Annotated in this window: 27 protein-coding genes; 18 read left to right on the top strand and 9 right to left on the bottom strand. The window is 71.8% G+C overall.

What is annotated here, in order from left to right; genetic code table 11:
• Nucleotides 1-9: 9 nt before the first annotated feature.
• The 3 genes from QSJ97_RS04290 to QSJ97_RS04300 are packed head-to-tail and all read right to left on the bottom strand — an operon-like array spanning nt 10 to nt 3714.
• Nucleotides 10-2196, bottom strand: coding sequence for an RNA degradosome polyphosphate kinase (locus QSJ97_RS04290; RefSeq protein WP_285670379.1), 2187 nt, complete (start codon nt 2194-2196; stop codon nt 10-12).
• A 7-nt stretch (nt 2197-2203) separates the two neighbouring features.
• Complete coding sequence (locus QSJ97_RS04295; protein ID WP_285670380.1) at nt 2204-2950, bottom strand: P-loop NTPase family protein; 747 nt, start codon at nt 2948-2950, stop codon at nt 2204-2206.
• The gene (locus QSJ97_RS04300) at nt 2947-3714 is read right to left on the bottom strand and encodes an NAD kinase (RefSeq protein WP_285670381.1); all 768 of its coding nucleotides are present in this window, start codon (nt 3712-3714) and stop codon (nt 2947-2949) included. The genes QSJ97_RS04295 and QSJ97_RS04300 overlap by 4 nt, the downstream gene beginning before the upstream one ends.
• A gap of 263 nt (nt 3715-3977) precedes the next feature.
• Here QSJ97_RS04300 and glyA point away from each other — a divergent pair, with 263 nt between their 5' ends.
• The 4 genes from glyA to QSJ97_RS04320 all read left to right on the top strand — a co-directional run bounded on the left by glyA (nt 3978) and on the right by QSJ97_RS04320 (nt 8500).
• On the top strand, nt 3978-5273 hold the full coding sequence (glyA, locus tag QSJ97_RS04305) for a serine hydroxymethyltransferase (RefSeq protein ID WP_285670382.1): 1296 nt from the start codon (nt 3978-3980) through the stop codon (nt 5271-5273).
• A gap of 568 nt (nt 5274-5841) precedes the next feature.
• Nucleotides 5842-7308 (top strand): ATP-grasp domain-containing protein, encoded by a 1467-nt coding sequence (locus QSJ97_RS04310; RefSeq protein ID WP_285670383.1) that lies wholly within the window; start codon nt 5842-5844, stop codon nt 7306-7308.
• Nucleotides 7309-7389: 81 nt separating this feature from the next.
• Nucleotides 7390-7995 (top strand): hypothetical protein, encoded by a 606-nt coding sequence (locus QSJ97_RS04315; RefSeq protein WP_285670384.1) that lies wholly within the window; start codon nt 7390-7392, stop codon nt 7993-7995.
• A gap of 76 nt (nt 7996-8071) precedes the next feature.
• Nucleotides 8072-8500, top strand: a complete 429-nt coding sequence (locus tag QSJ97_RS04320) for a hypothetical protein (RefSeq protein WP_285670385.1) — start codon at nt 8072-8074, stop codon at nt 8498-8500.
• 6 nt (nt 8501-8506) lie between these two features.
• Here the strand turns inward: QSJ97_RS04320 and QSJ97_RS04325 are convergent, their stop codons facing one another.
• The gene (locus tag QSJ97_RS04325) at nt 8507-8887 is read right to left on the bottom strand and encodes a DM13 domain-containing protein (RefSeq protein WP_285670386.1); all 381 of its coding nucleotides are present in this window, start codon (nt 8885-8887) and stop codon (nt 8507-8509) included.
• Nucleotides 8888-9133: 246 nt separating this feature from the next.
• On the opposite strand from QSJ97_RS04325, the gene nrdR reads away from it, so the two are divergent.
• The 6 genes from nrdR (at nt 9134) to nusB (ending at nt 13710) form a co-directional block, all read left to right on the top strand.
• Nucleotides 9134-9625 (top strand): transcriptional regulator NrdR, encoded by a 492-nt coding sequence (gene nrdR, locus QSJ97_RS04330; RefSeq protein ID WP_285670387.1) that lies wholly within the window; start codon nt 9134-9136, stop codon nt 9623-9625.
• A 3-nt stretch (nt 9626-9628) separates the two neighbouring features.
• The gene (gene ribD / locus QSJ97_RS04335; RefSeq protein ID WP_285670388.1) at nt 9629-10753 is read left to right on the top strand and encodes a bifunctional diaminohydroxyphosphoribosylaminopyrimidine deaminase/5-amino-6-(5-phosphoribosylamino)uracil reductase RibD; all 1125 of its coding nucleotides are present in this window, start codon (nt 9629-9631) and stop codon (nt 10751-10753) included.
• 76 nt (nt 10754-10829) lie between these two features.
• Complete coding sequence (locus tag QSJ97_RS04340; RefSeq protein WP_285670389.1) at nt 10830-11441, top strand: riboflavin synthase; 612 nt, start codon at nt 10830-10832, stop codon at nt 11439-11441.
• 112 nt (nt 11442-11553) lie between these two features.
• Nucleotides 11554-12684 carry a 3,4-dihydroxy-2-butanone-4-phosphate synthase gene (ribB, locus tag QSJ97_RS04345; RefSeq protein ID WP_285670390.1) on the top strand — a complete coding sequence of 377 codons (1131 nt, stop codon included), beginning with the start codon at nt 11554-11556 and terminating at the stop codon, nt 12682-12684.
• Nucleotides 12671-13213 carry a 6,7-dimethyl-8-ribityllumazine synthase gene (locus QSJ97_RS04350; protein WP_285670391.1) on the top strand — a complete coding sequence of 181 codons (543 nt, stop codon included), beginning with the start codon at nt 12671-12673 and terminating at the stop codon, nt 13211-13213. The genes ribB and QSJ97_RS04350 overlap by 14 nt, the downstream gene beginning before the upstream one ends.
• Complete coding sequence (gene nusB, locus QSJ97_RS04355; RefSeq protein WP_285670392.1) at nt 13213-13710, top strand: transcription antitermination factor NusB; 498 nt, start codon at nt 13213-13215, stop codon at nt 13708-13710. Before QSJ97_RS04350 ends, nusB begins: the two co-directional genes overlap by 1 nt.
• A 67-nt stretch (nt 13711-13777) precedes the next feature.
• Here nusB and QSJ97_RS04360 read toward each other — a convergent pair whose 3' ends face one another.
• Nucleotides 13778-14233: an outer membrane protein assembly factor BamE gene (locus QSJ97_RS04360; RefSeq protein WP_285670393.1), complete on the bottom strand. Its 456-nt coding sequence runs from the start codon at nt 14231-14233 to the stop codon at nt 13778-13780.
• A 150-nt stretch (nt 14234-14383) separates the two neighbouring features.
• Between QSJ97_RS04360 and QSJ97_RS04365 the strand changes: the two genes are divergently transcribed.
• From QSJ97_RS04365 to QSJ97_RS04390, 6 genes are all read left to right on the top strand, one after another.
• Nucleotides 14384-14953, top strand: a complete 570-nt coding sequence (locus QSJ97_RS04365) for a YceD family protein (RefSeq protein ID WP_285670394.1) — start codon at nt 14384-14386, stop codon at nt 14951-14953.
• A gap of 176 nt (nt 14954-15129) precedes the next feature.
• Complete coding sequence (rpmF, locus tag QSJ97_RS04370; RefSeq protein WP_285670396.1) at nt 15130-15333, top strand: 50S ribosomal protein L32; 204 nt, start codon at nt 15130-15132, stop codon at nt 15331-15333.
• Between the two features lie 46 nt (nt 15334-15379).
• Nucleotides 15380-16459 (top strand): phosphate acyltransferase PlsX, encoded by a 1080-nt coding sequence (plsX, locus tag QSJ97_RS04375; RefSeq protein ID WP_285670397.1) that lies wholly within the window; start codon nt 15380-15382, stop codon nt 16457-16459.
• A gap of 4 nt (nt 16460-16463) precedes the next feature.
• Complete coding sequence (locus QSJ97_RS04380; protein ID WP_285670398.1) at nt 16464-17441, top strand: beta-ketoacyl-ACP synthase III; 978 nt, start codon at nt 16464-16466, stop codon at nt 17439-17441.
• A gap of 183 nt (nt 17442-17624) precedes the next feature.
• The gene (ihfA, locus tag QSJ97_RS04385) at nt 17625-17945 is read left to right on the top strand and encodes an integration host factor subunit alpha (RefSeq protein ID WP_285670399.1); all 321 of its coding nucleotides are present in this window, start codon (nt 17625-17627) and stop codon (nt 17943-17945) included.
• On the top strand, nt 17945-18508 hold the full coding sequence (locus QSJ97_RS04390) for a MerR family transcriptional regulator (protein ID WP_285670400.1): 564 nt from the start codon (nt 17945-17947) through the stop codon (nt 18506-18508). The genes ihfA and QSJ97_RS04390 overlap by 1 nt, the downstream gene beginning before the upstream one ends.
• 18 nt (nt 18509-18526) lie before the next feature.
• Here QSJ97_RS04390 and QSJ97_RS04395 read toward each other — a convergent pair whose 3' ends face one another.
• The 3 genes from QSJ97_RS04395 to QSJ97_RS04405 form a co-directional block, all read right to left on the bottom strand.
• Complete coding sequence (locus QSJ97_RS04395) at nt 18527-19753, bottom strand: LysM peptidoglycan-binding domain-containing protein (RefSeq protein ID WP_285670401.1); 1227 nt, start codon at nt 19751-19753, stop codon at nt 18527-18529.
• Between the two features lie 198 nt (nt 19754-19951).
• Nucleotides 19952-20512, bottom strand: coding sequence for a VOC family protein (locus QSJ97_RS04400; RefSeq protein WP_285670402.1), 561 nt, complete (start codon nt 20510-20512; stop codon nt 19952-19954).
• An 84-nt stretch (nt 20513-20596) separates the two neighbouring features.
• Nucleotides 20597-22903 carry a xanthine dehydrogenase family protein molybdopterin-binding subunit gene (locus QSJ97_RS04405; protein WP_285670403.1) on the bottom strand — a complete coding sequence of 769 codons (2307 nt, stop codon included), beginning with the start codon at nt 22901-22903 and terminating at the stop codon, nt 20597-20599.
• 477 nt (nt 22904-23380) lie between these two features.
• Between QSJ97_RS04405 and QSJ97_RS04410 the strand changes: the two genes are divergently transcribed.
• Complete coding sequence (locus tag QSJ97_RS04410) at nt 23381-23605, top strand: hypothetical protein (RefSeq protein WP_285670404.1); 225 nt, start codon at nt 23381-23383, stop codon at nt 23603-23605.
• 75 nt (nt 23606-23680) lie between these two features.
• Here the strand turns inward: QSJ97_RS04410 and clpB are convergent, their stop codons facing one another.
• Nucleotides 23681-26305 carry an ATP-dependent chaperone ClpB gene (clpB, locus tag QSJ97_RS04415; RefSeq protein ID WP_285670405.1) on the bottom strand — a complete coding sequence of 875 codons (2625 nt, stop codon included), beginning with the start codon at nt 26303-26305 and terminating at the stop codon, nt 23681-23683.
• A 181-nt stretch (nt 26306-26486) separates the two neighbouring features.
• On the opposite strand from clpB, the gene QSJ97_RS04420 reads away from it, so the two are divergent.
• Nucleotides 26487-26987: a hypothetical protein gene (locus QSJ97_RS04420; RefSeq protein ID WP_285670406.1), complete on the top strand. Its 501-nt coding sequence runs from the start codon at nt 26487-26489 to the stop codon at nt 26985-26987.

Genomic DNA, 26987 nt, shown 5'->3' on the forward strand with positions numbered 1-26987 from the left:
CCGCCGCGCTCACTCGGCGGCCCTGGCCCTGGTCAGCCGCGGCGCGTCCTCGGTGCCATGCCGGCCGCGGCCCGACATCGAGGGATAGCGCATGAAGAAGTCGTGGCAGTTGAACGGCTCGACCCCCTCCGGCACCGCGGCGCGGACATAGCGGTTGTCCGGCATCAGCACCCAGCTCTGCGCCTCGTCGTGCAGGTTGGCGGCCATCACCTGGTCGATGATCTGGCTGTGCACGGTCGGGTTGGTGATCTGCACCAGCGTCTCGACCCGGCGATTGAGGTTGCGGTCCATCCAGTCGGCCGAGGAGATGTAGACCTTGGCCTCCGCCGAGGGCAGCCCGTGGCCGTTGCCGAAACAGGCGATGCGCGAATGCTCGAGGAAGCGCCCGACGATCGACTTCACCCGGATGTTCTCCGAGAGCCCGGGGATGCCGGGGCGCAGCCCGCAGATGCCGCGCAGCACGAGGTCGATCTTCACCCCGGCCTGGCTGGCGGCATAGAGCGCGTCGATCACCTCCTCCTCGATCAGCGAGTTGAGCTTGACCCAGACCTGCGCCGGGCGCCCGGCGCGGGCATGGGCGGCCTCGGCCTCGAGGTTCTGCAGGATCGTCTTCTTCAGCGTGATCGGGGCGCATTGCACATGGGTCAGCCCGGCCGGCTCGGCATAGCCGGTGGTGAAGTTGAAGATCTTGGCGGCGTCGCGGGCATGGCTCGGCGAGCAGGTGAAGAGCGAGAAGTCGGTATAGATCTTGGCGGTGATCGGGTGGTAGTTGCCGGTGCCGAAATGGGTGTAGGTGACCAGCTTGCCGGCCTCGCGGCGCACCACGGTCGAGATCTTGGCATGGGTCTTGAGGTCGACGAAGCCGAACACCACCTGCACCCCGGCGCGCTCGAGCTGGCGGGCCTGGCGGATGTTGGCGGCCTCGTCGAAGCGCGCCTTCAGCTCGACCAGCGCGGTGACCGACTTGCCGTCCTCCGCCGCCTCGCAGAGCGCCTGCACGATCGGGCTGTCGCGGCTGGTGCGGTAGAGCGTCTGCTTGATCGCCACCACGTTGGGGTCGCGCGCCGCCTGCTGCAGGAACTGCACGACGATCTCGAAGCTCTCGTAGGGGTGGTGCAGCAGCATGTCCTTGGAGCGGATCGCCGCGAAGATGTCGCCGTCATGGTCGCGCACCCGCTCCGGCAGGCGCGGGTTGTAGCGGGTCCAGAGCAGGTCCGGCCGGTCGTCGGTGATCAGCTCCTTGACGTCGCCGATGCCGACCACGCCCTCGACCTCGAGCCATTCGGTGGGGCCGACGCCGAGCTCGCGGCTGATCAGGTGCTTGAGCTCGTCCGGCGCGCCGGCCGAGAGCTTGAGCCGGATCGCCTCGCCCTTGCGCCGGCGCTTCAGCGCGGTCTCGAACTCGCGCACCAGGTCCTCGGCCTCCTCCTCGACCTCGAGATCGCTGTCGCGCAGCACCCGGAAGATGCAGTGCCCGGTCTCGGCATAGCCGGGGAACAGCTGCTCCAGCGAGAGCAGCAGCAGCTCCTCGAGCGGCAGGAAGCGGATCGCGCCGCCCTCGCCGTCGGCCAGCCGCAGATAGCGGTCGAGCTGCCCCGGCACCGGGATCAGCGCGTTCAGCGGCTCGCCGTCGCGCTTGCGCTCGAGCTGCAGCGCCAGCGCCCGGCCCTCGTTGGGGATGAACGGGAACGGATGCGCCGGGTCGATCGCCAGCGGCGTCAGCACCGGGAAGATCTCCGAGAGGAACAGCTCCTCCAGCACCGCGCGGTCGTCGGCGGTGAGGTTGCTCTGCTCGAGGATGTGGATGTTCTGCTCGGCGAGCAGGGCGCGCAGCGCGGCGAAGGTCTTCTGCTGCGCGCGCTGCAGCGCCACCGCCTCCTGGTCGATCAGCTCGAGCTGCTGCGCGGCGCTGCGCCCGTCGATCGCCCGGCCCTCGATGCCGCCGCGCAGCTGCGCCCGCAGGCCGGCCACGCGCACGGTGTAGAACTCGTCGAGATTAGTGCCCGAGATCGACAGGAAGCGCAGCCGCTCGAGCAGCGGGTGGCGCGGGTTGTCGGCCTCCTCCAGCACCCGCCAGTTGAAGGCGATCCAGGAGAGCTCCCGGTTCTGGAAGCGCTCGCGCGAGGCGACGTCGATCTCGACGGCATGCCCGGCGGGGATCTCGATGCTGGGGGTGTTCAGGAAGTCGGCGCGCATTGGGTCCTCAGTCAGGCTTCATTCGGTTCAGGATCTCGGTGGCGAGCTGCGGCGTGATGGTGCGGCCCTCGGTCAGCGAGACCTCGTCGAGCGCCGCGACCATCTGCGCGACGCCGGCATGCGAGCGCTCGATGCCGCGCATCAGCCGCGTCACCACCTTCGGGCCGACCCGGAGTTGACGATCGGCGCAGAGCTTAATCACCAGAGATGACAGTAATGCGTCATCCGGCGGGCTGATTTCCGCCAGCGCCAGCGTGGCGAGCCGCGAGGCGAGGTCGGGCAGCGCGATGCGCCACTGCGTCGGCGCCCGCCGCCCGGTGAGCAGCAGCGGCTGCCGGTTCGCCGCGGCGAGGTTGTAGAGATGCAGGAGCGCGCGCTCGGCCGCCGCCGGATCGACGGCGCGATCCGCCGCCTGCGCCGGCGCCGCGCCGGTTTCCGGGGCGTGCAGCCGGTCGACATCCTCGACCGCCACCGGCCCGCCGGCCAGCGCCGCCACCTCGCCCGGCTCGAGCGCCGCGGCCCGGCGCAGCACCGCCCCGCGCTCCGCCGCCCAGACCCGCGCGAGGTGCGTTTTGCCGCACCCCGGCGGGCCGATCAGCGCCAGCCGGTTCTCCGGCCAGGCGGCGTCGAGCGCGGTGATCGCCGCGCGGTTGCTGTCGGAGACGAGATAGTCCTCGCGCCCCTGCGCCGGCGGCCGCACCCCGGCGACCGGCAGCACGAGCTGCTGCGGCCGCGGCTCCCCCTCGCCGGTCATGACAGGAACTGCTCCCGGATGATGCGCTCCTCGAGCCCGTGGCCGGGGTCGTAGAGCAGCGTCATCTCGATCTCCGAGGCGGTCCCGATCTCGACCTGCACGACATGGCGCACCTCGGTGGCGTCGGCGGTGGCCGAGATCGGCCGCTTCTCCGGGCTCAGCACGTCGAAGCGGATCGTGTTGTCGTAGTAGAGCAGCGCGCCGCGCCAGCGCCGCGGCCGGAACGGCGCCACCGCGGTCAGCGCCAGCAGCTTGGCCTTGATCGGCAGGATCGGGCCATGCGCCGAGAAGTTGTAGGCGGTGGAGCCCGCCGGGGTCGCCACCATCACGCCGTCGCCGATCAGCTCCTCCAGCATCACCTCGTCGTTCACCGAGATGCGGATCTTCGCCGCCTGCCGGGTCTCGCGCAGCAGCGAGACCTCGTTGATCGCCAGCGCCACGGTCTCGGTGCCGGCGGCGTCGCGGGCGCGCATCCGCAGCGGGTTGATCAGCACCCGGCTCGCCCGCGCCAGCCGCTCGGGCAGGCGCTTGGCGGAATAGTCGTTCATCAGGAAGCCGACGGTGCCGCGGTTCATGCCATAGACCGGGATGCCGCTGCCCATGGTCAGGTGCAGGGTCTGCAGCATGAAGCCGTCGCCGCCGAGCGCCACGATCACCTCGGCCTCGTAGAGCGGCACCGAGCCGTAGCGCGCGGCGAGCCGGTCGCGCGCGGTCTGCGCCTCCTCGGCCTCGCTCGCCTGAAAGGAGATCTTCTCGAAGGCCAAGGACACCCCTCCCCCGGGTTCGGGCGCGTTCGGGCGCGACCATAGCGGCGCCGGCCCGCGGCGGCAATCCGCGCCGCGGGGCGCCGCGGCGCCGGCCGGCCGGCCATAGCCGGGCTTAACGCCCCTTCAACATTCTTGCGGGGCCCGGCCCCGGAAACGGGCTTTCCGGCCCCCGCCAAGCCGGCTATATGCCGCCGAAACGGTGCGCGGGATGTCTGCGCGGCCGAAACCCGTTCCGAGCGACAGCAACAGGGAGACCGCCCATGGACGCCGCCACCCGCGATGCCGGCTTTTTCACCGAGGACCTGAGCACCCGCGACCCCGAGCTCTTCGGCGCGATGGAGAAGGAGCTCGCCCGCCAGCAGGACGAGATCGAGCTGATCGCCTCGGAGAACATCGTCAGCCGCGCGGTGATGCAGGCCCAGGGCGGCGTGCTGACCAACAAGTATGCCGAGGGCTATCCGGGCCGGCGCTACTATGCCGGCTGCCAGCATGTCGATGTCGCCGAGCAGCTGGCGATCGACCGGATCTGCAAGCTGTTCGACTGCCAGTTCGCCAACGTGCAGCCGCATTCCGGCGCCCAGGCCAACCAGGCGGTGATGCTGGCCACGATCAAGCCGGGCACCACGATCCTCGGCATGGACCTGGCCAGCGGCGGCCACCTGACCCACGGCGCCCGGCCCAACCTCTCGGGCAAGTGGTTCAACGCGGTGCAGTACGGCGTCGCCCAGGCCGACAGCCGGATCGACTACGACCAGGTCGCCAGGCTCGCCGAGGAGCACAAGCCCGGGCTGATCATCGCCGGCGGCTCGGCGATCCCGCGCGAGATCGATTTCGGCAAGTTCCGCGAGATCGCCGATTCGGTCGGCGCCATCCTGCATGTCGACATGGCGCATTTCGCCGGCCTGGTCGCGGCCGGCCACCACCCGAACCCGCTCGAGCACGCCCATGTCGCGACCTCGACCACGCACAAGACCCTGCGCGGGCCGCGCGGCGGCGTCATCCTCACCAATGACGAGGCGCTGGCCAAGAAGATCAACTCGGCGGTGTTCCCGGGGCTGCAGGGCGGGCCGCTGATGCATGTGATCGCCGCCAAGGCGGTGGCCTTCGGCGAGGCGCTGCGGCCGGAATACCGCTCCTATATCGGCCAGGTGGTGCAGAACGCCAAGGCGCTGGCCGACGAGCTGATGAAGGGCGGGCTCGACATCGTCACCGGCGGCACCGACACCCATCTCTGCCTCGTCGACCTGCGGCCCAAGGGGGTCAAGGGCAACGCCGCCGAGCAGGCGCTGCTGCGCGCCCACATCACCTGCAACAAGAACGGCATCCCGTTCGACCCGGAGCCGCCGATGGTGACCTCGGGCCTGCGCCTCGGCTCGCCGGCCGGCACCACCCGCGGCTTCGGCGAGGCGGAGTTCCGCGAGATCGCCCGGCTGATCGTCGAGGTGGTCGACGGGCTCGCCGCCAATGGCGAGGACGGCAACGGCGCGGTCGAGGCCGGCGTGAAGGCCAAGGTCAAGACGCTGACCGACCGCTTCCCGATCTACGAGACGCTCTGAGCCGCGGCCGGCGCGCGCCGGGGGCGGCGCGGAGGCCGGCACGGGGTTCGTGCGGAGGTTCGGGCCGGGGGTCGTCTCCCCGGCCCTTTCCGTTCGGGCGAACCTCGCCGGCGGAACCATTGTCCGGTGCCGAAGCGTCGCCGGCACGAACCTTGGTTCGCGCGAACCTGCGCGGGGCGCGCCGCCCGGCGGCCGGCCAGTGGGCCGGACAGAGGTCGTCCAGAGGCTGCCCGGCGGGCCGGCCGGGGCTGCCCCTTGTGGGCCGTCTTGTGGGACTGCCGCGCGGGCTGGCCGGGGGGCCGCCCCGTGGTCTGGCGGGGGCCGCCCCGCGGGCCGGCCGGGGCCCGCACTATGGGCCGGACGGGGCCGCCCGGCGGCGCCGGCGCGGCCTCCCGCAGGCCCCGCCCGCCCCGGCAGCCGGTGCGCCCGGTGGCGGGGTCACGCTCCCCCACCGCCTGCGGGAGGCCGCGCCCGATCCGGTGCCCGGCGCCTCGCCCCTTGCGGCCCCGGCCCCCGCAGGCATACACCGGCCCCGGACGGCGAGCGGCGGCAACCGGAGGACAGGGCGATGAGCAGCATCGAGGCACGTCTCAAGGAGGCGGAGGATCTGCGCGAGAGCGACACCATGGAGGCCGAGGCCCGGCTTGCCGCGCTGCTCGCCGAGGCGCCGGAAAACCCCAAGATCTACAACGCGTTGCACCAGACCCAGCTGCGCCGCGGCGATGCCGGGGCGGCGCTGGCGACCGCCGAGGCGGCGCTGCGGCGCTGGCCCGAGCGGGCGGATTTCCGCCTGTCGCGGTCCTTCGCGCGCTTCGTCGCCGGCGACATGGCCGGGGTGCGCGACGATCTCGCCGCGGTCCGCCGCATCGCGCGCAGCCAGGAGGGCGACCTGCTGCTCGGGCTGGCGCATCACGCGCTCGGCGAGCACGGCGCCGCGGTCGAGGTGCTGCAGGGCGCGCTGGCGCTCGGCGCCGGCGGCGAGCCCGGGGTGCAGGCCCGCGCCTGGGTCGCGCTGATGCGGCTCTACCGCGATCTCGGCTACGAGCCCGCCGCCGACGATGCCGCCAATGCCGCCCGGCGGCTCTATGACCAGCGCCCGGTCTGGGTCTCCTCCACCATCTCCAAGCTGATCAACCGGCGCGACTGCCCGGGCTGGGAGCGCGTGCGCCGCAAGGACGGGCTGGCCGGCGCGCTCGCCCGCATGGACCCCGCCGCCCGCCCGCGCACGCCCGAGAGCTACGTGCTGCCGGCTGAGCGCGAGCGCCTGATGGGCGATGCCGCGGCCGGGCGCAGCGGCCCGGTCTGGATCGTGAAATCCGGCGATCTGTTCGGCGGACAGGGCATCAGCCTGACCGACGACCCGGCCTCGATCCCCGCGGATTTCGACGGCGTGGTGCAGCAGTATGTCGACCGGCCGCATCTCTTCGAGGGGCGCAAGGGGCACCTGCGCACCTATGTGCTGATCACCTCGGCGAGCCCGCTGCGGGCCTGGTTCTGGCGCGACGGGCTGGTGCGCTTCGCCCCGGCGCCCTATGCCCGCGGCGAGGGCTGGCTGGCGCGGCGCGACATGCACATCACCAACACCGCGGCGCATACCGGGCACAAGGGGCTGTTCTTCCACCGCGACCCGAAGGTCGAGGACCGCGGCTCGATCTGGGGGCTCCGGGCCTTCATCGAGCGCATCTCGCCCGATCCCGAGCCGCTCTGGCAGCGCCTCGAGGAGACCGCGCGCCGGGCGGTGGCGCTGATCGCCGCCGACGGGCTGGTCGACGAGATGGCCGCCGGCGGGCGCGCCTACCTGCCCAAGCTGATCGGCATCGACATGCTGCTCGACGAGACGCTGGAGCCCTGGCTGATCGAGCTGCAGCGGGTGCCCGGGCAGACCGGGCCGGGGCCGGTCAACACCGTCAATGCCCGGCTGTTCCGCGAGGTCTTCGAGATGACCGTGGCGCCGATCATCGGCGGCGAGGGCGACATGGCGGCGCGCGAGGCGGCGGCGGAACGCGCCGCGGCGCAGGCCTTCCGGCCGCTGTGAGCCGGTGCCGGCGCGCGCTCCGGCACGGCGCCGCACCCGCGGCGGCTTGACTTCCGCCCGCCCGTGCGCAGCTTGAGCCCCATGAAGCGTGCCCTCCGCCCCACCGGCGCCGCCCTCGCCGCCGCCCTCGCCGCGGGCTGCATCGCCGCCCTGATGCTCGCGGCGGCGCCGCGCGCCGGCGCCTACGACTACCGCGTGCTGCACATGATCGAGGACCGCCACACCCATGTGGTGCTGCGGATCTCCGAGCCGCCCGCGGGCGGCGACTTGCCGCAGCGCGGCCGCGCCGCCTGCGCCGATGTCCCGGCGCTCGACCGGCGCGGGCGCAACCGGGCGCTGGCCTTCGGGCGGATGTTCCAGAACTCCGGCATCCATGTCGACCTGATCCTGACCAGCCGGCTCTGCCGCAACATCCAGGCGGCGGCGCTGATGAAGATCGGCCCGCTCACCGAGCAGCCGCTGCTCGACGCGCCGGAGAGCGGCGAGATCGGCGAGGAGCAGACCGAGGCGCTGCTCGGCTATCTCGACGGGCTGCGCGCCTCGGAGACGGCGCTGCTGGTCGCCCATGGCGCGGTGATCGAGGCGCTGACCGGCGAGCGCCTCGAGCCCGGCGAGGGGCTGGTCTTCACCCTGCCGCCCTTCGGCGAGATGACGCTGCGCGGCCGCTTCGACCTGCCGCCGCACTGAATCGCGCGATCCGCTGAACCGTTTCGCGGGCCGCCGGCACTCAGCCTGCGAGGTCCGCAAACACGGGGAGGCCGACATGGGCAAGGACGACAAGCCGCGCGTCTCGATCGACAGCGTGTCGGTCACCAAGAGCTTCGACAAGGCGGCCGGCAAGGCCGCCGTCGCGGCGGCGTGCACCGCCATGGCGAAGGCGCTGGCCGGCGGCAAGCTGGCGGTGGTGAAATCGGTCAAGAAGTCGGAGACCGGCTTCGGCGTGCAGGTGACGATCGTCGAGATCGCGCACGACCCCGCCAAGAAGACCATCACCATGAAGATCGCCGTGGCGATGACGATCAAGCCGGGGCCGCGGATCATCCGCGCCAGCGGCAGCGAGAGCAACGGCACCCTGCCCGATGCCAACCCGCGCAAGCTCCCTGCCGACGCGGCCTACCTCGCCAGGGAGATCGTCAAGAAGCTCGGGCCCAAGGTCCGCAAGGCGCTGGAGGCGCAGGCCGCCAAGGCCTGAGCGGCGTCACTCCAGCGCGGCGTAGCCGAGCGGCACCGAGAACTTGCGGCACCAGATCACCACGGTGTCGAACTCGGCCGGGTCGATGCCCGCCGGCACCGCATAGACCTGGGCGCCGCTGTTCTGCCGCAGCGGCTCGAAATCGGTGCCGTCGGCAAACTTGCCGCCCTTGCCGAAGGCGACGCGCGGGTCCGGCGCGCCGTCGAAGCTGAAATCGGCGCCGAGCCGGATCTCCCAGCCGGCATCGGTCTCGACCACCTCGACCGAGCCGGAGGTGACATGGCTGCTCTGGCCGGTGAAGCTGCCGGAGCCGGCTCCGGCAAGGGCGGGGCCGGCGGCGGCGAGGGCGGCGGCCAGGGCGAGCGGCAGGACGGCGCGGAAGGTCATCTCGGTTTCTCCATCTGATGGGCGGTCGGCCGCGGCGGCGGGGAGGCTTGCCGCGACCCTCCGAGGGTAAGCCGGCGGACGCCGCGTCGCCAGCCGGCCTCGCAACCCTGTGACAGCCGCGTCATCGGCGCCGCCGCTGCCCGGATCTTCCGCGGCACTGCAACATATGGGGGAGCGATCTGCGGGCTACACAATCGCTCGGAGGCGCCCTATAGTGCTAGGGATCAGATCCTCGTGGAGAGCGACATGCGCTGCCCGTTCTGCGGCAACATCGACACCCAGGTGAAGGATTCGCGGCCGGCCGAGGATCACGTCTCGATCCGCCGGCGCCGCCTCTGCCCGGCCTGCGGCGGGCGTTTCACCACCTATGAGCGGGTCCAGCTGCGCGATCTGGTGGTGGTCAAGAAGAACGGCCGGCGCGAGGAGTTCGACCGCGACAAGCTGGCCCGCTCGATCCGCATCTCGCTGCGCAAGCGCCCGGTGGAGCCCGAGCGCGTCGACCAGATGATCAACGGCATCGTGCGCCGGCTCGAGAGCCTCGGCGACACCGACATTCCCTCCGACACCATCGGCGAGATCGTGATGGAGAGCCTGGCCCGCATCGACACCGTGGCCTATGTGCGCTTTGCCAGCGTCTACAAGAACTTCCAGGAGGTTTCGGATTTCGAGGATTTCGTCTCGGAGCTTCGCCCCGACGCGGCCGCGAAGACCCCCGAGCCGGATCCGGCCGAAGGCTGAACCATGACAGCGGGAGCCGCACAGGACGCGCGCTGGATGCGCGCGGGCCTCGCTTTGGCGCGGCGCGGCCTCGGCCAGGTGGCGCCCAACCCCTCGGTCGGCGCGCTGATCGTGCGCGGCGGCGTGCTGCTCGGCCGCGGCGTCACCACCCCCGGCGGCCGGCCGCATGCCGAGACGGTGGCGCTGGCGCAGGCCGAGGCGCGCTTCGGGCCGGGCGCGGCGCGCGGCGCCACCGCCTATGTCACGCTGGAGCCCTGCGCGCATCACGGGCTGACCCCGCCCTGCGCCGATGCGCTGGTGCGCGCCGGCATCGCGCGGCTGGTCTGCCCGATCGAGGACCCGGACCCGCGGGTCTCCGGCGCCGGCTTCGCGCGGCTGCGCGCGGCGGGGGTCGCGGTCGAGGTCGGGCTGATGGCGGCCGAGGCGCGGGCGATCAATGCCGGGTTCCTGTCGCGGCACGAGCGCGGGCGGCCGCGGCTGGTGCTCAAGCTCGCGACCTCGCTCGACGGGCGCATCGCCATGGCCTCGGGCGAGAGCCGCTGGATCACCGGCGCGGCGGCGCGGCGCCGGGTGCACCTGATGCGCGCCGAGGCGGATGCGGTGCTGGTCGGCATCGGCACCGCGCTGGCGGACGATCCGATGCTCGATGTCCGCGGCTTCGGCGCGGCGCCGCCGCAGCCGGTGCGGGTGGTGGCGGATGCCCGGCTCGCGCTGCCGGCCGGGAGCCGGCTGGCGGCGACGGCGGGCGCGCTGCCGCTCTGGCTGCTGCACGGGCCCGACGCCGCGGCCGCGGCGGCGGAGCGGCTGACCGGGGCCGGCGCGGTGCTGCTGCCGGTGCCGGTGGACGGCGCCGAGCGGCTCGACCTCGCCACCGGGCTCGCGCGGCTCGCCGAGCGCGGCATCACCCGGGTGCTGGCGGAGGGCGGCGGCCGGCTCGCCGCGGCGCTGGTGGCGGCCGGGCTGGTCGACGAGATCGCGCTGTTCCAGGCCGGGCTCGCGATCGGGGCCGAGGGGCATGGCTGCCTCGGCCCGCTGGGGTTCGAACGGCTGGCCGAGGCGCCGCGCTTCCGGCTGGTCGCGCACGAGCGGATCGGCGCCGACACGCTCTCGCGCTGGGTCCGCGACTGAGGCGCCGGCCGGGCGGGCTTGTGCCGCCGCCCCCCGGCGCCCTAGATGCGCAGGGAGCGGAAAGGGAGAGCGAACCATGTTCACAGGGCTCGTGCGCGCGGTCGGCACCGTGCGCGAGGTGCGCGTCGACGGCGACCGGCGGATCGTGATCGGCTGCGACTGGGACCCCGATGCGATCGCCATCGGCGCCTCGATCGCCTGTTCCGGCGTCTGCCTCACCGCGGTGGAGACCGGGCGCGACGCGGACGGCCCGTGGTTTGCCGTCGACGTCTCGGCGGAGACCTGCGCGCGCACCACGCTGGGCGGCTGGGCGGCAGGCTCGCGGGTCAATCTCGAGCCCTCGCTCAGGGTCGGCGACGAGCTCGGCGGGCACATCGTCTCGGGCCATGTCGACGGCGTGGCGGAGATCGTCGCGGTGGCGCCGGAGGGCGGCTCGCACCGGCTGACGGTGGCGGCACCGGCCGGCTTCGGCCGCTTCGTCGCGGCCAAGGGCTCGGTGGCGCTCGACGGCATCTCGCTGACCGTCAACGAGGTCGAGGACGGCGCCGGGGGCACCCGCTTCGGCGTCAACATCATCCCGCATACCTGGGCGGTGACGACGCTGGCGGGGGCCGCGGCGGGCACCAGGCTCAATTTCGAGATCGACGTTCTGGCGCGCTATGTCGCGCGGCTCGGGGCGGCGGGCTGAGGCCCTCCGCCGCGGCTCCGCAGCGCGTGCAAAGCGGCCTTTCGCCGGACGCCCGGACTGGCATTCCCCCCTGCACCGGGTTATCTGGCAGGCGAAGCATTGGGGGAAGCGCATGAGCGACCGGACCGAATTCAGCGATGTGATCTCCAGTGTCTCCGAGATCATCGAGGAGGCGCGCAACGGGCGCATGGTGATCCTCGTCGATCACGAGGACCGGGAGAACGAGGGCGATCTGGTGATCCCGGCCCAGATGGCGACGCCGGACGTGATCAACTTCATGGCGACGCATGGCCGCGGGCTGATCTGCCTGGCCATGGAGGGCCGGATGCTCGACGGGCTCGGCCTGCCGATGATGGCGCAGTCGAACCAGTCCCGCCACGAGACCGCCTTCACCGTCTCGATCGAGGCGCGCGAGGGGGTCACCACCGGCATCTCGGCGCATGACCGGGCGCGCACCATCGCGGTGGCGATCGACCCGCGCTCGACCGCTGCCGACATCGCGACGCCGGGCCATGTGTTCCCGCTGCGCGCCCGCGAGGGCGGCGTGCTGGTGCGCGCCGGGCATACCGAGGCGGCGGTCGACCTGGCGCGGCTGGCCGGGGTCAACCCCTCCGGCGTGATCTGCGAGGTGATGAAGGACGACGGCTCGATGGCGCGGCTGCCCGATCTCGTCGCCTTCGCGCAGCGGCACAATCTCAAGATCGGCACGATCTCCGACCTGATCGCCTATCGCCGGCGCCACGACAACCTGGTGCAGGAGGTCGACAACGCCGAGATCGACAGCGTGATCGGCGGGCGCTGGGGCCTGCGGGTGTTCCGCGACACGCCGGACGGGCACGAGCACTATGCCGTGTTCAAGGGCGATCTCTCGACCGACGAGCCGGTGCTGACCCGGATGCACGTGCTCGACCCGCTCGAGGACGTGGTGGCGCTCAACCCCGGGCGCTGGCAGCAGGTGCCCGATGCGATGCGCCGCATCGCCGAGGCGGGCCGCGGCGTCGTGGTGCTGCTGCGCGACCCCTCGCCGACCGCGATCTCCGACCGGCTGCGCGCCCGCGGCATCGCGCCGAAGGAGCTCCGGCAATACGGGCTCGGCGCGCAGATCCTCTCCAATCTGGGGGTCTCGCGGCTGGTGCTGCTGACCAATTCGCCGACGCCCAAGGTGGTCGGCCTCGAGGGCTACGGCATCGAGATCGTCGATTCGCAGCCGATCAATGGAGGGAGCCACGATGGCGACGCGTGAGGAAGCCGGGGGGCTGGCGCTGCCCGCATTCGACCCGGCGCCGCGGGTGCTGGTGGTGATCGCGCCCTATTATGACGGGATCGCCGCGGGCCAGCTCGCCGGCGCCCGCGCGGTGCTGCAGGCGGCCGGCGCCGAGGTCGAGGAGATCCGCGTGCCCGGCGCGCTGGAGATCCCGCCGGCGATCCGCCTGGCGGCGGACAGCGGGCGCTTCGACGCCTATGTCGCGCTCGGCTGCGTGATCCGCGGCGAGACCACCCATTACGAGACCGTCTGCGAGGAGAGCGCCCGCGGCATCACCCTGCTCGGCATCGGCCGCGGGCTCTGCATCGGCAACGGCATCCTGACCTGCGAGACGCTGGCCCAGGCCGAGGAGCGCGCCGATCCGGCGCGGCAGGACAAGGGCGGCGGGGCCGCCGCCGCGGCGCTGCACCTGGCGGCGCTGGCGCGGCGCTTCGGCCCGGGCCCCGGTCCGCTGCGCGGCGAGGACGAGATCTTCGTCGCCGCCACCGGGCTGTCGAGGACCGCGTGATGGCCGACCGGACCCAGAGCCGCGGGCGGCTCGCCCGCTCCGCCGCCCGCCTCGCCGCGGTGCAGGCGCTCTACCAGATGGAGGTCTCCGGGGCGAACTGGCGCGCCGTGCGCCAGGAGTTCGAGACCCACCGCCTCGGCGCCGAGATCGAGGGCGCGCAGTATCACGATGCCGATCTCGCGCTGTTCCGCGACATCCTGTCCGGCGTCGTCGAGCGCCAGAGCCAGATCGACAAGCTCACCGACAAGGCGCTGGTGGCGCGCTGGCCGCTCGGCCGGATCGACCCGACCCTGCGCGCGGTGTTCCGCGCCGCCGGGCACGAGCTGATCGCCCGGCCGGACATCCCGCCCAAGGTCACGATCGGCGAATATCTCGATGTGGCGAAAGCGTTTTTCGAGGAAGGCCGCGAAGCCAAGTTCGTCAATGGCGTGCTCGATCACATGGCCCGCGAGGCGCGTCCCGGGGCGCTCGATCCGCGCGGGCCGGGGCCGGGCTGAGCCGCGGCCGCCGGCCGGGCGCCCTGCCCGGCCCGCCGCCCGCGCGCGCCGCGGGGAGCCGCGGCGATCAGTCCTCGTCGCTGAACACGTCGCCCGCGTTGACGTTGCCGAGGTTGCTCACGATCTGCTCGATCACGGTGAGCTGGCGGCCATAGGTCGGCGTGGTGCGGGTGGTGAGGTCGACCAGCCGCCCGTCCTGCAGCCCGAAGCGGTCCACCGCCTCCACGACGTCGTTCTCGTCGAAGGTGACGGCGATCACCGTGCGGTCGATCACCTTGGGCTCGTAGAAGGTGTAGTGCTCGACCACGGTCGAGACATAATACCAGCCGGTCTCGTCGAAGGCGCCGCTGGCCGAGGGCCGGCCGATCTTGGCCTGCACCGAGCTGCGGGTGTCGAGCCCCGGCTCGATCCGCGCCAGCGCCTCCGGGATCGGCACGTAGCCATGGGTGCGCATATGCGGGGCGCAGGCCGCGAGGCCGGCCACCAGGATCAGGGCGATGCCCGCCGAACTCCGATTTTTCATCACGCATCGTCTCCCCAGCCGCCTGTTCACCCCTTACATTGAGGGCCCACGGGCTGCAAGACTGGGGGCCTGCGCGATGCGGCCTGCCGCCACGGGGCCTGCCGCCCCGGATTTCGCTGCCCTCGATACCGACGACGGGAGCCGACTGCGATGACCGATGCCGACACCTTGCCGCTGCCCTTCCATCACCCGGTGATGGTGGCGCGGCTGAGCCGCGACCGGGAGACGCCGGTGGAGCTGGTGCCGACCGACGAGGAGAACGCCGCGCTGGCGCGGTTCCTCGACGTGGTGGCGCTTGCCGGGGTCCGGCTCACCGGCCGCATGGTGCCCTGGCAGGAGGCCGGCTGGCGCTTCGAGGGGCAGCTCGCCGCGGAGGTCGAACAGGCCTGCGTGATCACCCTGGAGCCGGTGCGCGCCCATGTCGACCAGCCGGTCGAGCGGCGCTACCTGCCGCGGGCCGACGGCGCGACGCCCGATGCCGCCGAGGAGACCGAGGTGGACGACGACGCGCCGGACCGCTTCGCCGACCGGATCGACCTGGTCGAGACGCTGGCCGAGGCGCTGGCGCTGGCCATCGAGCCCTATCCCCGCGCCGAGGGCGCCGAGCTCGGCCGGATGGTCGTCGGCCCGCCCGGTACCGCGCCGCTGACCGACGAGGCGATGCGCCCCTTCGCCGGGCTCGAGGCGCTCAAGCGCAAGCTCGAGAGCGGCGGCGGCTGAGGCGCCGGCCGGGGCGCTTTCGGGGGCCGCGGAAAATCGCCCGGCGGGGGCTTGCCTGCGAGGCAAAAAGGGGTATTGTCCGCGTCTCGTTTCCCACAGGGCGGACCGGGTGAGGCGGGCGGATGCGCCAGCGCCGCCAATCCCCGCCGCGCAGAGAAGAAGAGCTGGAGGAGAGCATGGCTGTCCAACAAAACCGGGTCACGCGCTCGAAACGCAATATGCGCCGCAGCCATGATTCCCTGACCGCGGTGTCGAGCAACGAATGCCCGAACTGCGGCGAGCTGAAGCTGCCGCACCATGTCTGCGGGTCCTGCGGCTACTATGCCGGCCGCGAGGTTGTGAACGTCGCCCAGGATCTGGATCTGGACGACGACAGCTGAGGCCGGGCCGCCGCCGCGGCCTGCGGCGGCGCCTGGAGGATTACGAATGGCTCCCGAGACGGTGCTCTCGATCGACGCGATGGGCGGCGACCGCGGTCCTGCTCCGCTGATCGGCGCGCTGGACCGGGTTGCGCGCAAGCGCTCGGGCCTGCGTTTCCTGCTGCATGGCCGCGCCGAGGAGCTGGAGCCCCTGCTCCGGCGCCGGAGCGCGCTTGTCGGCCGCTACGAGCTGCGCGACTGCCCAGGCCTCGTGCGCATGGACGACCCGCCGACGCGCTCGCTGCGCGACCGGCGCGACACCTCCATGTGGCAATGCCTCGAGGCGGTCTCGCGCGGCGAGGCGGCGGTTGCCGTCTCCGCCGGCAACACCGGCACGCTGCTCGCGATGGCGGTGCTGATCCTGCGGCGCGCGCCCGGTGTGGCGCGCCCCGCCATCGCGGTGCACTGGCCGGCGGCACGGCCCGAGGGCTACACCATCGCGCTCGATGTCGGCGCCAATCTGAGCGCCGAGCCCGCGCATCTCGCGCAATACGCGCTGATGGGCGCGGAATATGCCCGGATCTCCTTCGGCGTCGACGCGCCGCGGGTCGGCCTCCTGAACATCGGCACCGAGGAGACCAAGGGCCCGGACCGCCTGCGCGAGACCGCGGCGCTGATCTCCGATGCCGCGACCCGCACCGGGCGCTTCGCCTATCACGGCTTCGTCGAGGGCACCGACCTCTCCGGCAACCGGGTGGACGTGGTGGTGACCGACGGGTTCACCGGCAACATCGCGCTGAAGACCGGCGAGGGCACGGCGGGGTTCGTCCGGCAGACGCTGACCAGCGCGTTCCGGCACAGCTGGCTGACCCGCTTCGCCTCGATGTTCGCCGTCACCACGCTGATGCGGCTGCGCCAGCGGATCGATCCGCGGCGGGTCAATGGCGGGGTTTTCCTCGGCCTGCGCGGCACCGTGGTGAAGAGCCATGGCGGGGCGGATGCGGTCGGCTTCGTCTCGGCGATCGAGCTCGCGGCGCAGATGGCCGAGACAGAGTTTACGCAACGGGTTGCCAAGCAACTGGGAAAGCTCGATATCAGACGGGCGACCGGGCCCGGCGGGCCCCAAAACGACGATGTGGGAGCGTGACGGCATGGGTCAGGTGAGGGCGCGGGCAATCGGTTGCGGGCACTATCTGCCCGAGCGCGTCGTCACGAACGAGGAACTGGCCCGGCGGATCGACACCTCCGACGAGTGGATCCGCACCCGCACCGGTATCCGCCGCCGGCACATCGCGGCCGAGGGCGAGAAGACCTCCGACCTCGCCATCGCCGCCGCCCGTGCCGCGCTGGCCAATGCCGGGCTCACCGCCTCGAGCCTCGATGCGCTGGTGGTCGCCACCGCGACGCCGGACCAGACCTTCCCCTCCACCGCGACCCGGGTGCAGTACGGCATCGGCATGCCGAACGGCTTCGCCTTCGACATCCAGGCGGTCTGCGCGGGCTTCATCTATGCGCTGGCCAATGCCAACGGGCTGATCCTCTCGGGCCAGGCGAAGCGGGTCATGGTGATCGGCGCGGAGACCTTCTCGCGCATTCTCGACTGGGACGACCGCAGCACCTGCGTGCTGTTCGGCGACGGCGCCGGGGCGGTGATCCTCGAGGCCGCCGAGGGCACCGGCACCGCGGCCGACCGCGCCGTGCTCGCCACCTGCCTGCATTCCGACGGCGCGCACAACCGCATCCTCTACGTCTCGGGCGGGCCCTCGACCACCGGCCTTGCCGGCCATCTCCGGATGGAGGGCAAGGAGGTCTTCCGCCACGCCGTGGTCAAGCTCGCCGAGGTCGCCGAGGAGGTGATGGCGAAGGCCGGGGTCGAAGGCGGCGAGCTCGACTGGATGGTGCCGCACCAGGCCAACCTGCGGATCATCGAGAGCACCGCCAAGAAGGCCGGCCTGCCGATGAGCAAGGTGGTGGTGACGGTGCAGGACCATGGCAACACCTCCGCCGCCTCGATCCCGCTGGCGCTCTCCACCGCCGTCGCGGACGGGCGAATCAAGCCCGGGCACCTGCTGCTGATGGAGGGCATCGGCGGCGGCCTGGCCTGGGGATCGGCGCTGCTGCGCTGGTGATCCGGCGCCGCGCCGCGGCCCCCCCGTTCCCCCGATCCTGCCCGAACTGACGGCGCCGCAGCGCTGCCGACAGGCCCGCTCCGGAATGGATGGGTCGTCGTAAAGATTGACTCTTTCTTCGTGATTCCATTAGCTTTTCAGAACTGTGGTACCTTTGTGATCTCGTTCAGGGGATGGTTCGGAATGACCGGCAACACCGCGACACGCGCCGATCTGAGCGAGGCGGTCTACCGCGAGGTGGGCCTGTCGAGAAGCGAATCCGCGCAGCTCGTGGAGACCATTCTCGGCCGCATCTCCGACGCGCTGGTGCGCGGCGAGAATGTCAAGATTTCCTCCTTCGGCACCTTCACCGTGCGCGAGAAGGGTCCGCGCATGGGCCGCAACCCCAAGACCGGCGAGGAGGTGCCCATCGGGCCGCGCCGGGTGCTGGTGTTCCGGCCCTCGCACATCATGAAGGAGCGCGTGAACAGCGGCAATTCGGGTGCGGACGGAGGGGCCGGCTGATGGCGACACCCCCCGCCCGGGGCCGACCGGCCGGCGGCAAGTCCGCGGAGGCCTTCCGCACGATCTCCGAGGTGGCCGACGATCTCGGCGTGCCGCAGCACGTGCTGCGCTTCTGGGAGACCCGCTTCGTCCAGGTCAAGCCGATGAAGCGCAATGGCGGGCGGCGGCTCTACCGGCCCGACCACGTGGCGCTGCTGCGCGGCATCAAGGCGCTGCTCTACGACGACGGGCTGACCATCAAGGGCGCCCAGAAGATCCTGCGCGAGCAGGGAACCAAGGCGGTGGTGGCGCGCGGCCGGCTGGAGGCGGGCGAGGTGCCCGCGCCCGGCCTGCCGGAGGACGCGCCGGAGCGGCTGGCGGCGCTGAAGGCGCGGCTCGGGGCCGCCGTGCCCACCCTGAAGGCCGAGGCAGCCATGGCGGATGACGACGGGGAGACCGGCGAGACCGGCGCGGAGCGCGGGCGGGCGCCGGCGCGCCCTGCCCTCTCGGAGGAGGACCGGGCGCGGGTGCAGGGCTCGATCCGCCGGCTGCAGGCGATCCTCGAGCAGCTCGAGAGCCGCTGAGCCGGCGCGCCCGGCCGGTCAGGCGATCGGCCCGCCCTGCTCGTTCATCCCCGGCGGCAGGATGATGATGATCGGCATCGTCGCGAAGCTGAGCGCGCGGCCGGCGAATTCCAGGAGAACCCGGCCGAGCGCCGCCGCGGCCCCGGCCGCCGCCGTCCAGGCCCCGGCTTCGGCGAGATCGGCGGCGGTGTTGCGCCCGCGCGAGCGCGCGCCCTGGGTGCGCCGCACGCCCTCGGCGGAGGGCGCCCCGACCGGCTGGCCGCAGGTGCTGGTGACCCGGATCGTGACCTCGAAGCCGATGCTGGTGGTCACCCGGTAGCCGCGGATCGTGGTCTCGCTGCGGCGCTCCGAGATGCTGAAGCCGAAGCTGCCGTCGGTGTCGAGATTGAGCGCCACCGTGTAGCGCCCGCCGAGCAGGCGGTTGGAGATGGTGAAGCGCCCGGTGGTGAAGCTGGAAATCCGGAAGGCGGCGGTGATGCGGCCGATCTCGGCCTGCACCTGCGCGCGGTAGCGGCGGCAGTCGAAGCGCGCCGGCACGGTGCCGGGCCGGTTCACCACGAGGCTGCCGCTCGGCTCGATGGTGACCTCCACCGTCACGCCGCCCATGCAGACCGGCCCGAGGGTGACCGGGCGGCTGTGCTGCATGGTGCACTGGATCTCCGGGAACGGCAGCTCCGGCGTGCGGGCCGGGCGCTGCGCCTCCCGCGGCGGGCGGGCCTGGCGCGCCAGGCTCGGCACGTCGCGGATCTCCGGCACCACGTCGATGCGCGGGATGCGCAGGATCGCGCCGCACATCAGGAACTGCTGGCGGCTGTTCAGCGCGCGCGGGTTCTCGTCGGCGATCGCCGACCAGTAGGCGCCGTGGCCGTAGTAGCGCTCGGCGACGGTCCAGAGCGTGTCGCCCTGCGCCAGGGTGTGGCTGACGCCGCCGCGGGACTGGGTGCGGTAGCGCACGACGGCGTTCACCGTGGCCTGCCAGGAGCTGCGCTGCAGCGCGTAGCAGATGCAGGTGTCGATGGTGATCGAGCGGTTGGCGCGGGCCACGCCGCGGATCTCGCGCGCCAGCGCCTCCTCGAAGATGCGGGTGACCTCGCGGGGCGGGCGGCGGGTGGTGCTGGTGGTCGCGGCATCGGCGCGGCGCTGCACGCGCGAGGCGCGCAGGGCACGGGTCAGGTCCTGTCCGATCTGGCGGCTGAGCACCCGCTCGTCGGCCGCCATCTGGCGGGCGAAGGGGTTATGTCCCATCTCTCTTTTCCTCCGGCAACATCGTTGTGTCTCGGTGCATGACCGAAGCGATACCGGAGGCAGGCGGGCTATTTCGCAAACTGCGCGGGTTTGTTTTCAGATGCTATCGCGTTTTTACAGAACAACCGGATTTTCCCCACCACGTGATTTGCAGAGGGGATTTCAAGACTTGGAGAGGAATTTTTTCGGCCGGCCGCGTCAGTCGTCCGCCGAGAGGCTGAGCCCGCGCCGCGCGGTGATCGCCTCGATGGCGTCGGCGAGGTCTTCCTCCTCGATGTTCTTCGCCCCCCGCATGATGCGCAGGTCATGGGCGAGGCGGAGCACCTCGGCATGGGTCGCGCCCTCGGGCGGGTCGAACTTGTAGCAGGCCAGCTCGATCAGCTGCCCGCAGGGGTCGCGGAAATAGATCGAGTGCATGAAGCCCCGGTCCACCGGGCCGGAATTGGCGATATCCGCCTCCTTGAGCCGCAGCAGCGCCTGGCGCCAGCTCGCGAGGCTCACGGTGAAGGCGATGTGGTGCATCGAGCCGACCTGGTCCACCACCCGCCCGCCGGGCTTGCGGCTCTCCTCGGTGAACACGGTGATCAGCCGGCCGTCGCCGGGGTCGAAATAGAGATGGTTGATCTGCGGCGCGTCGAGATTGGGCTGCTCGAAGATGAAGGGCATGCCGAGCACGCCCTCCCAGAAGTCGATGGTGCTCTGCCGGTCGGCGCCGTTGAAGGTGATGTGATGCACCCCCTGGGTCTGGATCTTCCGCATCTCGTCTCCCTCCCCGCCTGAGTCGGCGCCCGAACGCCTCGCGCGCAGGCTAGCGGACCGCGCGCCGAGCGCCAGCCCAAAGGGTCATCCGGCGGCCTCGGCCTGGGCGTTCAGCATCGACCAGACCCGCGCCGGGGTCATCGGCATGTCGACCTGGCGCACGCCGCGGTCCCAGAGCGCGTCGAGGCAGGCGTTCATCACCGCCGCCAGCGCGCCCACGGTGCCGGCCTCGCCGCAGCCCTTCATGCCGATGGCGTTGGCGGTGGAGGGCGTGCCCTCGTGGTGGAACGGCATCCAGGGCACATCCGCGGCGCGCGGCAGCGCGTAATCCATGAAGGTGGCGGAGAGCAGCTGGCCGTCCTCGTCGAACACCACATGCTCGGCGAGCGCCTGGCCGATGCCCTGCACCACCCCGCCATGCACCTGCCCCTCGGCCAGCATCGGGTTCATCAGCACGCCGAAATCGTCGACCACGGTGTATTTCACGCAGGCGGTGACGCCGGTCTCCGGGTCGATCTCGACCTCGGCGATGTGGCAGCCATTGGGGAAGGAGCGGCCGGGCAGCTCGGTGCCGGTCTCCTGGGTGAGCAGGTCGTGCCGGCCCTCGGCGCGGCCCCTGGCCGCGAGGCGCATCAGGTCCACCGCCCGGTCGGTGCCGGCGACGCGCCAGGCCCCCGCCTCCCAGACGAGATCGCCGCCGGAGACCTCGAGCTCGGCCTCGGCGAGCGGCTTCAGCTTCTCGATCAGCGCATCCGAGGCGCCGTTGATCGCGGTGCCCTGGGTGGTGACCGAGCGCGAGCCGCCGGTGCCGCCGCCCTTGGCGATCAGGCTCGTGTCGCCCTGCACCACGCGGATCTTCTCGAAGGGGATGCCGGTGCGCGCGTGCAGGAACTGCCGGTAGACCGTCTCGTGCCCCTGCCCGTTCGACTGGGTGCCGACATAGAGATCCACCCCGCCATCCTCGGCGAAGGCGATGCGGGCGATCTCGTCCGGCGCGCCGAGGATCGATTCGATGTAACAGCAGAGCCCGAGGCCGCGATATTTCCCGGCCGCCTCGCTGGCGGCGCGCCGGGCGGCAAAGCCGGCATGGTCGGCCTCGGCCAGCGCGCGGTCGAGCACCCGCCCGAAATCGCCGACATCGTAGGTCTCGTCGACGATGGTCCGGTAGGGGAACTGCTCCGGCCGGATGAAGTTCTTCCGCCGCAGCGCCACCGGATCGACCCCGAGCACGCGGGCAGACTTGTCGATCAGCCGCTCGAGCTGATACTGCGCCTCCGGCCGCCCGGCGCCGCGATAGGCGTCCACCGGGGTGGTGTTGGTGAAGGCGCCCCTGACCCCGAAGAAGGCGGTCTGCAGGTCATAGACCCCGGTCAGCACCCGGCTCGCGAGCTGCGAGGCGATGAAGACCCCGGCCTGGCTGCAATAGGCGCCGAGATTGGCGACGGTGCGGACCTTCATCGCCACCAGCCGGTGATAGGCATCGAAGCCGGCCACCAGCTCGGCCCTCTGGTCGCGCCCGCCGACATCGGCGAGGAAGCCCTCGGAGCGGTCGGCGGTCCATTTCACCGGGGTGCCGAGCCGGCGGGCGGCCTCGGCGCAGACCACGTATTCCGGGTGGATGAAGGCCTTCATGCCGAAGCCGCCGCCGACATCGGGCGTGCGCACGGTGACCTGCGCCCTGTCGAGGCCGAGCGCCCTGGCGGCGTGGTCGCGCAGGTCCCAGACCCCCTGCCCGTTGAAGGTGAGGGTGAGGTGATCGTCGGCCCATTCGGCGATGCAGGCCCGCGTCTCCAGCGGGTTGGCGACGACGCGGTTGTTGACGAGATCGAGCGTCACCCGGTGCGCCGCGGCGGCCAGCGCGGCATCGGTGGCGGCCTCGTCGCCGATCCCCCAGTCATAGCAGAGATTGCCGGGCGCCTTCTCGTGCAGCGGCGCGCCGTCGCCGGCGAGCGCCGCGGCGGCGTCGGTCACCGCGGGCAGGCTGTCATAATCGACGGTCACCGCCTCGGCGGCGTCGTGCGCCTCGGCCAGGGTTCCGGCCACCACCACCGCCACCGCCTCGCCGACATGGCGCACCCGCTCGCGCGCCAGCATCGGGCGCTTCGGGCGGACCGAGACCGAGCCGTCGCGGTTGGGGATGCGCCCGCCGGGCATGTCGTTGCGCACCGTCTCCTCGAGCTCGGCGGCGCTCATCACCAGGCGCACACCGGGCATCGCCGCGGCCTCGGCGATATCGAGCCCGGCGATCACGGCATGGGCGACGGGGCTGCGCACGAAGACCGCATGCAGGGCGCCGGCCGGCGCGATGTCGTCGACATAGCGCCCCGCCCCGGTCAGGAAGCGCAGATCCTCGACCCGGCGGACCGGCTGGCTCAGTCCGAACTTGCTCATCTGGTGTTCCCCTCGCGCGGCAATCATCTCGCACCTGCGAACCTAGTCCCTCCGCGCGGCGATGGAAGAGGCGATCTCGTGACGCTGACGGCCACGGAATTTCCCGGTTTGTGCCCAACTCTGGCCGGGATTCGGTTGCATTCAGGGTACCGGAATAAATCAGAAGATGTGTAGAGATGATACATACACGTTATTGGCGAGTAACGAATCAATACCCACCGGGCGCTGCTGGCAGGTCATGTTCTGGATCCGATAAGTTCCGAAAGCTCCCTCCGGCAATGAGTTTTCCCGTTCCGCGTGTATGACGGGCCGGATCGAAGATCTGGCGGAACGACTCTTGCACACTGCAAAATGTCTGGAATTTCAACGCTTCACGCGGACAGATGCCCGTCTTTCAGGGTATGATGGCACCCGTGGTGGGTGATCGGGACCGTTGTCCCGGAGTGAGAGTGTTGTCGTTTAGGTAGGAGGCCCACTATGATTGCGGACATGACCATGCGCAGCTTCCTGCGCGATGAGAGTGGCGTCGCGACCGTCGACTGGGTGGCGCTGACGGCCAGCATGATGCTGCTCAGCCTGGCGGTCGTCTATGCCGTCTACGAGGACGGCGTGGTGACCGCGGTCGACAGCAGCAACGAAACGCTGGAAGACAGCTTCGACAGCATTCCGAGGCCGCAGGCGCCGTTGCTGTTCCGCGAGTGACCGCCGACGATGCGTGACGGATGACCGGACGGCCCGCGGGCACGGAAGCTTCCGCGCCCGCGATGCCTGCTGCTGTCAGTGCACCGTCTCGCCGGCGTCGCGCTCGGCACCCACGGTGTAGTCGCCGAGCAGGAGCCCGTCGGCCCCGGCGGTGACGGCGAGCGTCTCGCCATCCTTCACCCGGCCCGAGAGCAGCAGCTCGGCGAGCGGGTCGGCGAGCGCCTTCTGGATCACCCGCTTCAGCGGCCGCGCGCCATAGACCGGGTCGTAACCCTTCTCCGAAAGCCATTCGGTGGCGCTGTCGTCGAGCTCGAGCGCGATCTTGCGCGGCTCCAGCCGGGCCGAGAGCTGCGCCAGCTGGATCGCCACGATGCCGGCCATGTGCCCGCGGGTGAGCCGCTCGAACAGGATGATCTCGTCCAGCCGGTTGAGGAATTCCGGCCGGAAGCTGGCGCGCACCAGCTCCATCACCTGCGGCTCGGCGGCCGAGGCCCGGGCGCCGTCCGGCAGCGCGGTCAGGAACTCCGCGCCGAGGTTCGAGGTCAGGATGATCAGCGTGTTGCGGAAATCCACCGTGCGCCCGTGCCCGTCGGTCAGGCGGCCCTCGTCGAGCACCTGCAGCAGCACGTTGAACACGTCCGGATGCGCCTTCTCGATCTCGTCGAACAGCACCACCTGATAGGGCCGGCGCCGCACCGCCTCGGTGAGCTTGCCGCCCTCCTCGTAGCCGACATAGCCCGGCGGCGCGCCGATCAGCCGGGCCACCGAGTGCTTCTCCATGAACTCGCTCATGTCGATGCGCAGCAGCGCCTGGTCGTCGTCGAACAGGAACTCGGCGAGCGCCTTGGTCAGCTCGGTCTTGCCGACGCCGGTCGGGCCGAGGAACAGGAACGAGCCCATCGGCCGGTTCGGGTCGGAGAGCCCGGCCCGGGCGCGGCGCACCGCGTTGGAGACCGCCTGCACCGCGGCGGCCTGGCCGATCACGCGGGCGCCGATCACCTCCTCCATGCGCAGCAGCTTGTCGCGCTCGCCCTCCAGCATCTTGTCCACCGGCACGCCGGTCCAGCGGCTGACCACGCCGGCGATGTGCTCGGGCGTCACCGCCTCCTCGACCATCACGCCGCCGGCGGTCTGCGCCTCCGCCGCCTCGGCCTCGGCGAGCTTGCGCTCGAGCTCGGGGATCACGCCGTAGGAGATCTCGCCGGCCTTGGCGAGGTCGCCCTGGCGCTTGGCGATCTCGAGCTGGCTGCGCGCCTCGTCGAGCTGCTCCTTGAGCGCGCGGGCCTGGCCGAGCTTGTCCTTCTCGGCCTGCCAGCGCGCGGTCAGCGTGGCCGATTCCTGGGTGAGATCGGCAAGCTCCGCCTCGAGCCGGGCGAGCCGCTCGCGCGAGGCCGCGTCCTCCTCCTTCTTCAGCGCCTCGGCCTCGATCTGCTTCTGCAGGATCTCGCGGTCGAGCGCGTCGAGCTCCTCGGGCTTGCTGTCCACCTCCATGCGCAGGCGCGAGGCGGCCTCGTCCATCAGGTCGATCGCCTTGTCCGGCAGGAAGCGGTCGGTGATGTAGCGGCTGGACAGCGTGGCCGCGGTGACCAGCGCGGAATCGGAGATCCGCACGCCGTGGTGCACCTCGTATTTCTCCTTGATGCCGCGCAGGATCGAGATCGTGTCCTGCACCGTCGGCTCCTGCACGAAGACCGGCTGGAAGCGCCGCGCCAGCGCCGCGTCCTTCTCCACATGCTTGCGGTATTCGTCGAGCGTGGTGGCGCCGATGCAGTGCAGCTCGCCGCGGGCCAGCGCCGGCTTCAGCAGGTTCGAGGCATCCATCGCGCCATCCGCCTTGCCGGCGCCGACGAGGGTGTGCATCTCGTCGATGAACAGCACGACGCCGCCCGCCGCGGCCTGGATCTCCGAGAGCACGGCCTTCAGCCGCTCCTCGAACTCGCCGCGATATTTCGCGCCGGCGATCAGCGCGCCCATGTCGAGCGCCAGCAGCCGCTTGTCGCGCAGGCTCTCGGGCACGTCGCCGTTCACCATGCGGATCGCCAGGCCCTCGGCGATCGCGGTCTTGCCGACGCCGGGCTCGCCGATCAGCACCGGGTTGTTCTTGGTCCGGCGCGACAGCACCTGCACGGTGCGGCGGATTTCCTCGTCGCGGCCGATCACCGGGTCGATCCGGCCCTCGCGGGCGCGCTCGGTGAGGTCGGTGGCGTATTTCTTCAGCGCGTCATAGCCCTGCTCGGCCGAGGCGGTGTCGGCGGTGCGGCCCTTGCGCAGCTCGGCGATGGCCTGCTCCAGCGCCTGCGGCGTGAGCCCGGCGCTGGCGAGGATCTTCGCCGCATCGGTGCCCTTGGCCAGCGCCAGCGCCATCAGCAGCCGCTCGGCCGAGACGAAGCTGTCCCCCGCCTTGGTGGAGATCTGCTGCGCCTCGTCGAGCAGGCGGGCGAGGGCCGCATCGACATAGAGCTGGCCGTCGCCGCCCGAGACCTTCGGCAGCTTGGCGATGGCGGCATCGGCGCCGGTCTGCGCCGCCCGGGCATCGCCGCCGGCCTGCCCGATCAGGTTGGCCGCGAGGCCCTGGTCATCGTCGAGCAGCGCCTTCAGCAGATGGAGCGGGGTCAGCCGCTGGTGCCCCTCGCGCATCGCGATGGTCTGGGCCGCCTGCAGGAAGCCGCGGGCGCGGTCGGTGAGTTTCTCGAAATCCATCGGGGGTCTCCTCTTGAGCGTTCGGCCCGGCGCCCTGATGCGGCGCGCCATGGCGTCCCTCTGACTGCTGCGGGCCCCGTCCGGCGACCCACAGATGCCATGTGTGCAATGGGCAACAATTCTGCAACCCATCGGCGTCATGCTTGCGACATCGCGGATCGCGGGCGCGGAGGTGCGGCGGATGAACGGTGGCTGGATCACGGTGGCGGGGATCGCGCTCTGCGCCCTGCTGGCGGGCGGCATGGCGCGGGCGGGCGACGCCGCGGCAGACCCCGCGCCCTGCCGGCAGGAGGCGCTCGCCGCGGCCCGCGCCGCCTGTATCGATCTTGCAACGGAGCAGCTGCTGAACGCCGTCGAGGCGGATCTCGAGCGCTTCGGCGCGGGCGCGCAGGCGGCGGATCCGGCGGCGCTCGAGGGCTTTCTCGGCGAGGCCCGCGCGGCGCAGCGCGGCTGGCGGGCCGGGCTCGCCGGGCGCTGCCCCGGCCGCGGGCTCGCGCCGGCGCGCTGCCGGCACGCCGCCGCGGCCCGGCGGGCCGAGGAACTGGACCGGCTGATCGCCGACGGGCGGGCCCGGCTCGGCATCGCGGCGCCCTATGCCGGCTACCGGCCGCGGCTCGAGATCCATCCCGGGCGGGCCGGGCGCTTCGGCGTCGAGGTCATCATCGACGCCCCGGCGCCCTGA

This window comes from Paralimibaculum aggregatum, from assembly GCF_030270585.1.
In the GTDB taxonomy this organism is placed as follows: Bacteria; Pseudomonadota; Alphaproteobacteria; order Rhodobacterales; family Rhodobacteraceae; genus Thermohalobaculum; species Thermohalobaculum aggregatum.

What these genes read in the sequence shown, in the direction of transcription:
- QSJ97_RS04295 (WP_285670380.1), bottom strand. Translation starts at nt 2,950, where the DNA reads ATGACCGGCGAGGGGGAGCCGCGGCCGCAGCAGCTCGTGCTGCCGGTC.
- glyA (WP_285670382.1), top strand. Translation starts at nt 3,978, where the DNA reads ATGGACGCCGCCACCCGCGATGCCGGCTTTTTCACCGAGGACCTGAGC.
- QSJ97_RS04405 (WP_285670403.1), bottom strand. Translation starts at nt 22,903, where the DNA reads ATGAGCAAGTTCGGACTGAGCCAGCCGGTCCGCCGGGTCGAGGATCTG.
- QSJ97_RS04365 (WP_285670394.1), top strand. Translation starts at nt 14,384, where the DNA reads ATGACCGATGCCGACACCTTGCCGCTGCCCTTCCATCACCCGGTGATG.
- QSJ97_RS04310 (WP_285670383.1), top strand. Translation starts at nt 5,842, where the DNA reads ATGAGCAGCATCGAGGCACGTCTCAAGGAGGCGGAGGATCTGCGCGAG.
- ribB (WP_285670390.1), top strand. Translation starts at nt 11,554, where the DNA reads ATGAGCGACCGGACCGAATTCAGCGATGTGATCTCCAGTGTCTCCGAG.
- QSJ97_RS04420 (WP_285670406.1), top strand. Translation starts at nt 26,487, where the DNA reads ATGAACGGTGGCTGGATCACGGTGGCGGGGATCGCGCTCTGCGCCCTG.
- QSJ97_RS04380 (WP_285670398.1), top strand. Translation starts at nt 16,464, where the DNA reads ATGGGTCAGGTGAGGGCGCGGGCAATCGGTTGCGGGCACTATCTGCCC.
- QSJ97_RS04320 (WP_285670385.1), top strand. Translation starts at nt 8,072, where the DNA reads ATGGGCAAGGACGACAAGCCGCGCGTCTCGATCGACAGCGTGTCGGTC.
- QSJ97_RS04395 (WP_285670401.1), bottom strand. Translation starts at nt 19,753, where the DNA reads ATGGGACATAACCCCTTCGCCCGCCAGATGGCGGCCGACGAGCGGGTG.
- QSJ97_RS04325 (WP_285670386.1), bottom strand. Translation starts at nt 8,887, where the DNA reads ATGACCTTCCGCGCCGTCCTGCCGCTCGCCCTGGCCGCCGCCCTCGCC.
- ribD (WP_285670388.1), top strand. Translation starts at nt 9,629, where the DNA reads ATGACAGCGGGAGCCGCACAGGACGCGCGCTGGATGCGCGCGGGCCTC.
- QSJ97_RS04410 (WP_285670404.1), top strand. Translation starts at nt 23,381, where the DNA reads ATGATTGCGGACATGACCATGCGCAGCTTCCTGCGCGATGAGAGTGGC.
- nusB (WP_285670392.1), top strand. Translation starts at nt 13,213, where the DNA reads ATGGCCGACCGGACCCAGAGCCGCGGGCGGCTCGCCCGCTCCGCCGCC.
- ihfA (WP_285670399.1), top strand. Translation starts at nt 17,625, where the DNA reads ATGACCGGCAACACCGCGACACGCGCCGATCTGAGCGAGGCGGTCTAC.
- nrdR (WP_285670387.1), top strand. Translation starts at nt 9,134, where the DNA reads ATGCGCTGCCCGTTCTGCGGCAACATCGACACCCAGGTGAAGGATTCG.
- rpmF (WP_285670396.1), top strand. Translation starts at nt 15,130, where the DNA reads ATGGCTGTCCAACAAAACCGGGTCACGCGCTCGAAACGCAATATGCGC.
- QSJ97_RS04400 (WP_285670402.1), bottom strand. Translation starts at nt 20,512, where the DNA reads ATGCGGAAGATCCAGACCCAGGGGGTGCATCACATCACCTTCAACGGC.
- QSJ97_RS04350 (WP_285670391.1), top strand. Translation starts at nt 12,671, where the DNA reads ATGGCGACGCGTGAGGAAGCCGGGGGGCTGGCGCTGCCCGCATTCGAC.
- plsX (WP_285670397.1), top strand. Translation starts at nt 15,380, where the DNA reads ATGGCTCCCGAGACGGTGCTCTCGATCGACGCGATGGGCGGCGACCGC.
- QSJ97_RS04290 (WP_285670379.1), bottom strand. Translation starts at nt 2,196, where the DNA reads ATGCGCGCCGACTTCCTGAACACCCCCAGCATCGAGATCCCCGCCGGG.
- clpB (WP_285670405.1), bottom strand. Translation starts at nt 26,305, where the DNA reads ATGGATTTCGAGAAACTCACCGACCGCGCCCGCGGCTTCCTGCAGGCG.
- QSJ97_RS04360 (WP_285670393.1), bottom strand. Translation starts at nt 14,233, where the DNA reads ATGAAAAATCGGAGTTCGGCGGGCATCGCCCTGATCCTGGTGGCCGGC.
- QSJ97_RS04390 (WP_285670400.1), top strand. Translation starts at nt 17,945, where the DNA reads ATGGCGACACCCCCCGCCCGGGGCCGACCGGCCGGCGGCAAGTCCGCG.
- QSJ97_RS04315 (WP_285670384.1), top strand. Translation starts at nt 7,390, where the DNA reads ATGAAGCGTGCCCTCCGCCCCACCGGCGCCGCCCTCGCCGCCGCCCTC.
- QSJ97_RS04340 (WP_285670389.1), top strand. Translation starts at nt 10,830, where the DNA reads ATGTTCACAGGGCTCGTGCGCGCGGTCGGCACCGTGCGCGAGGTGCGC.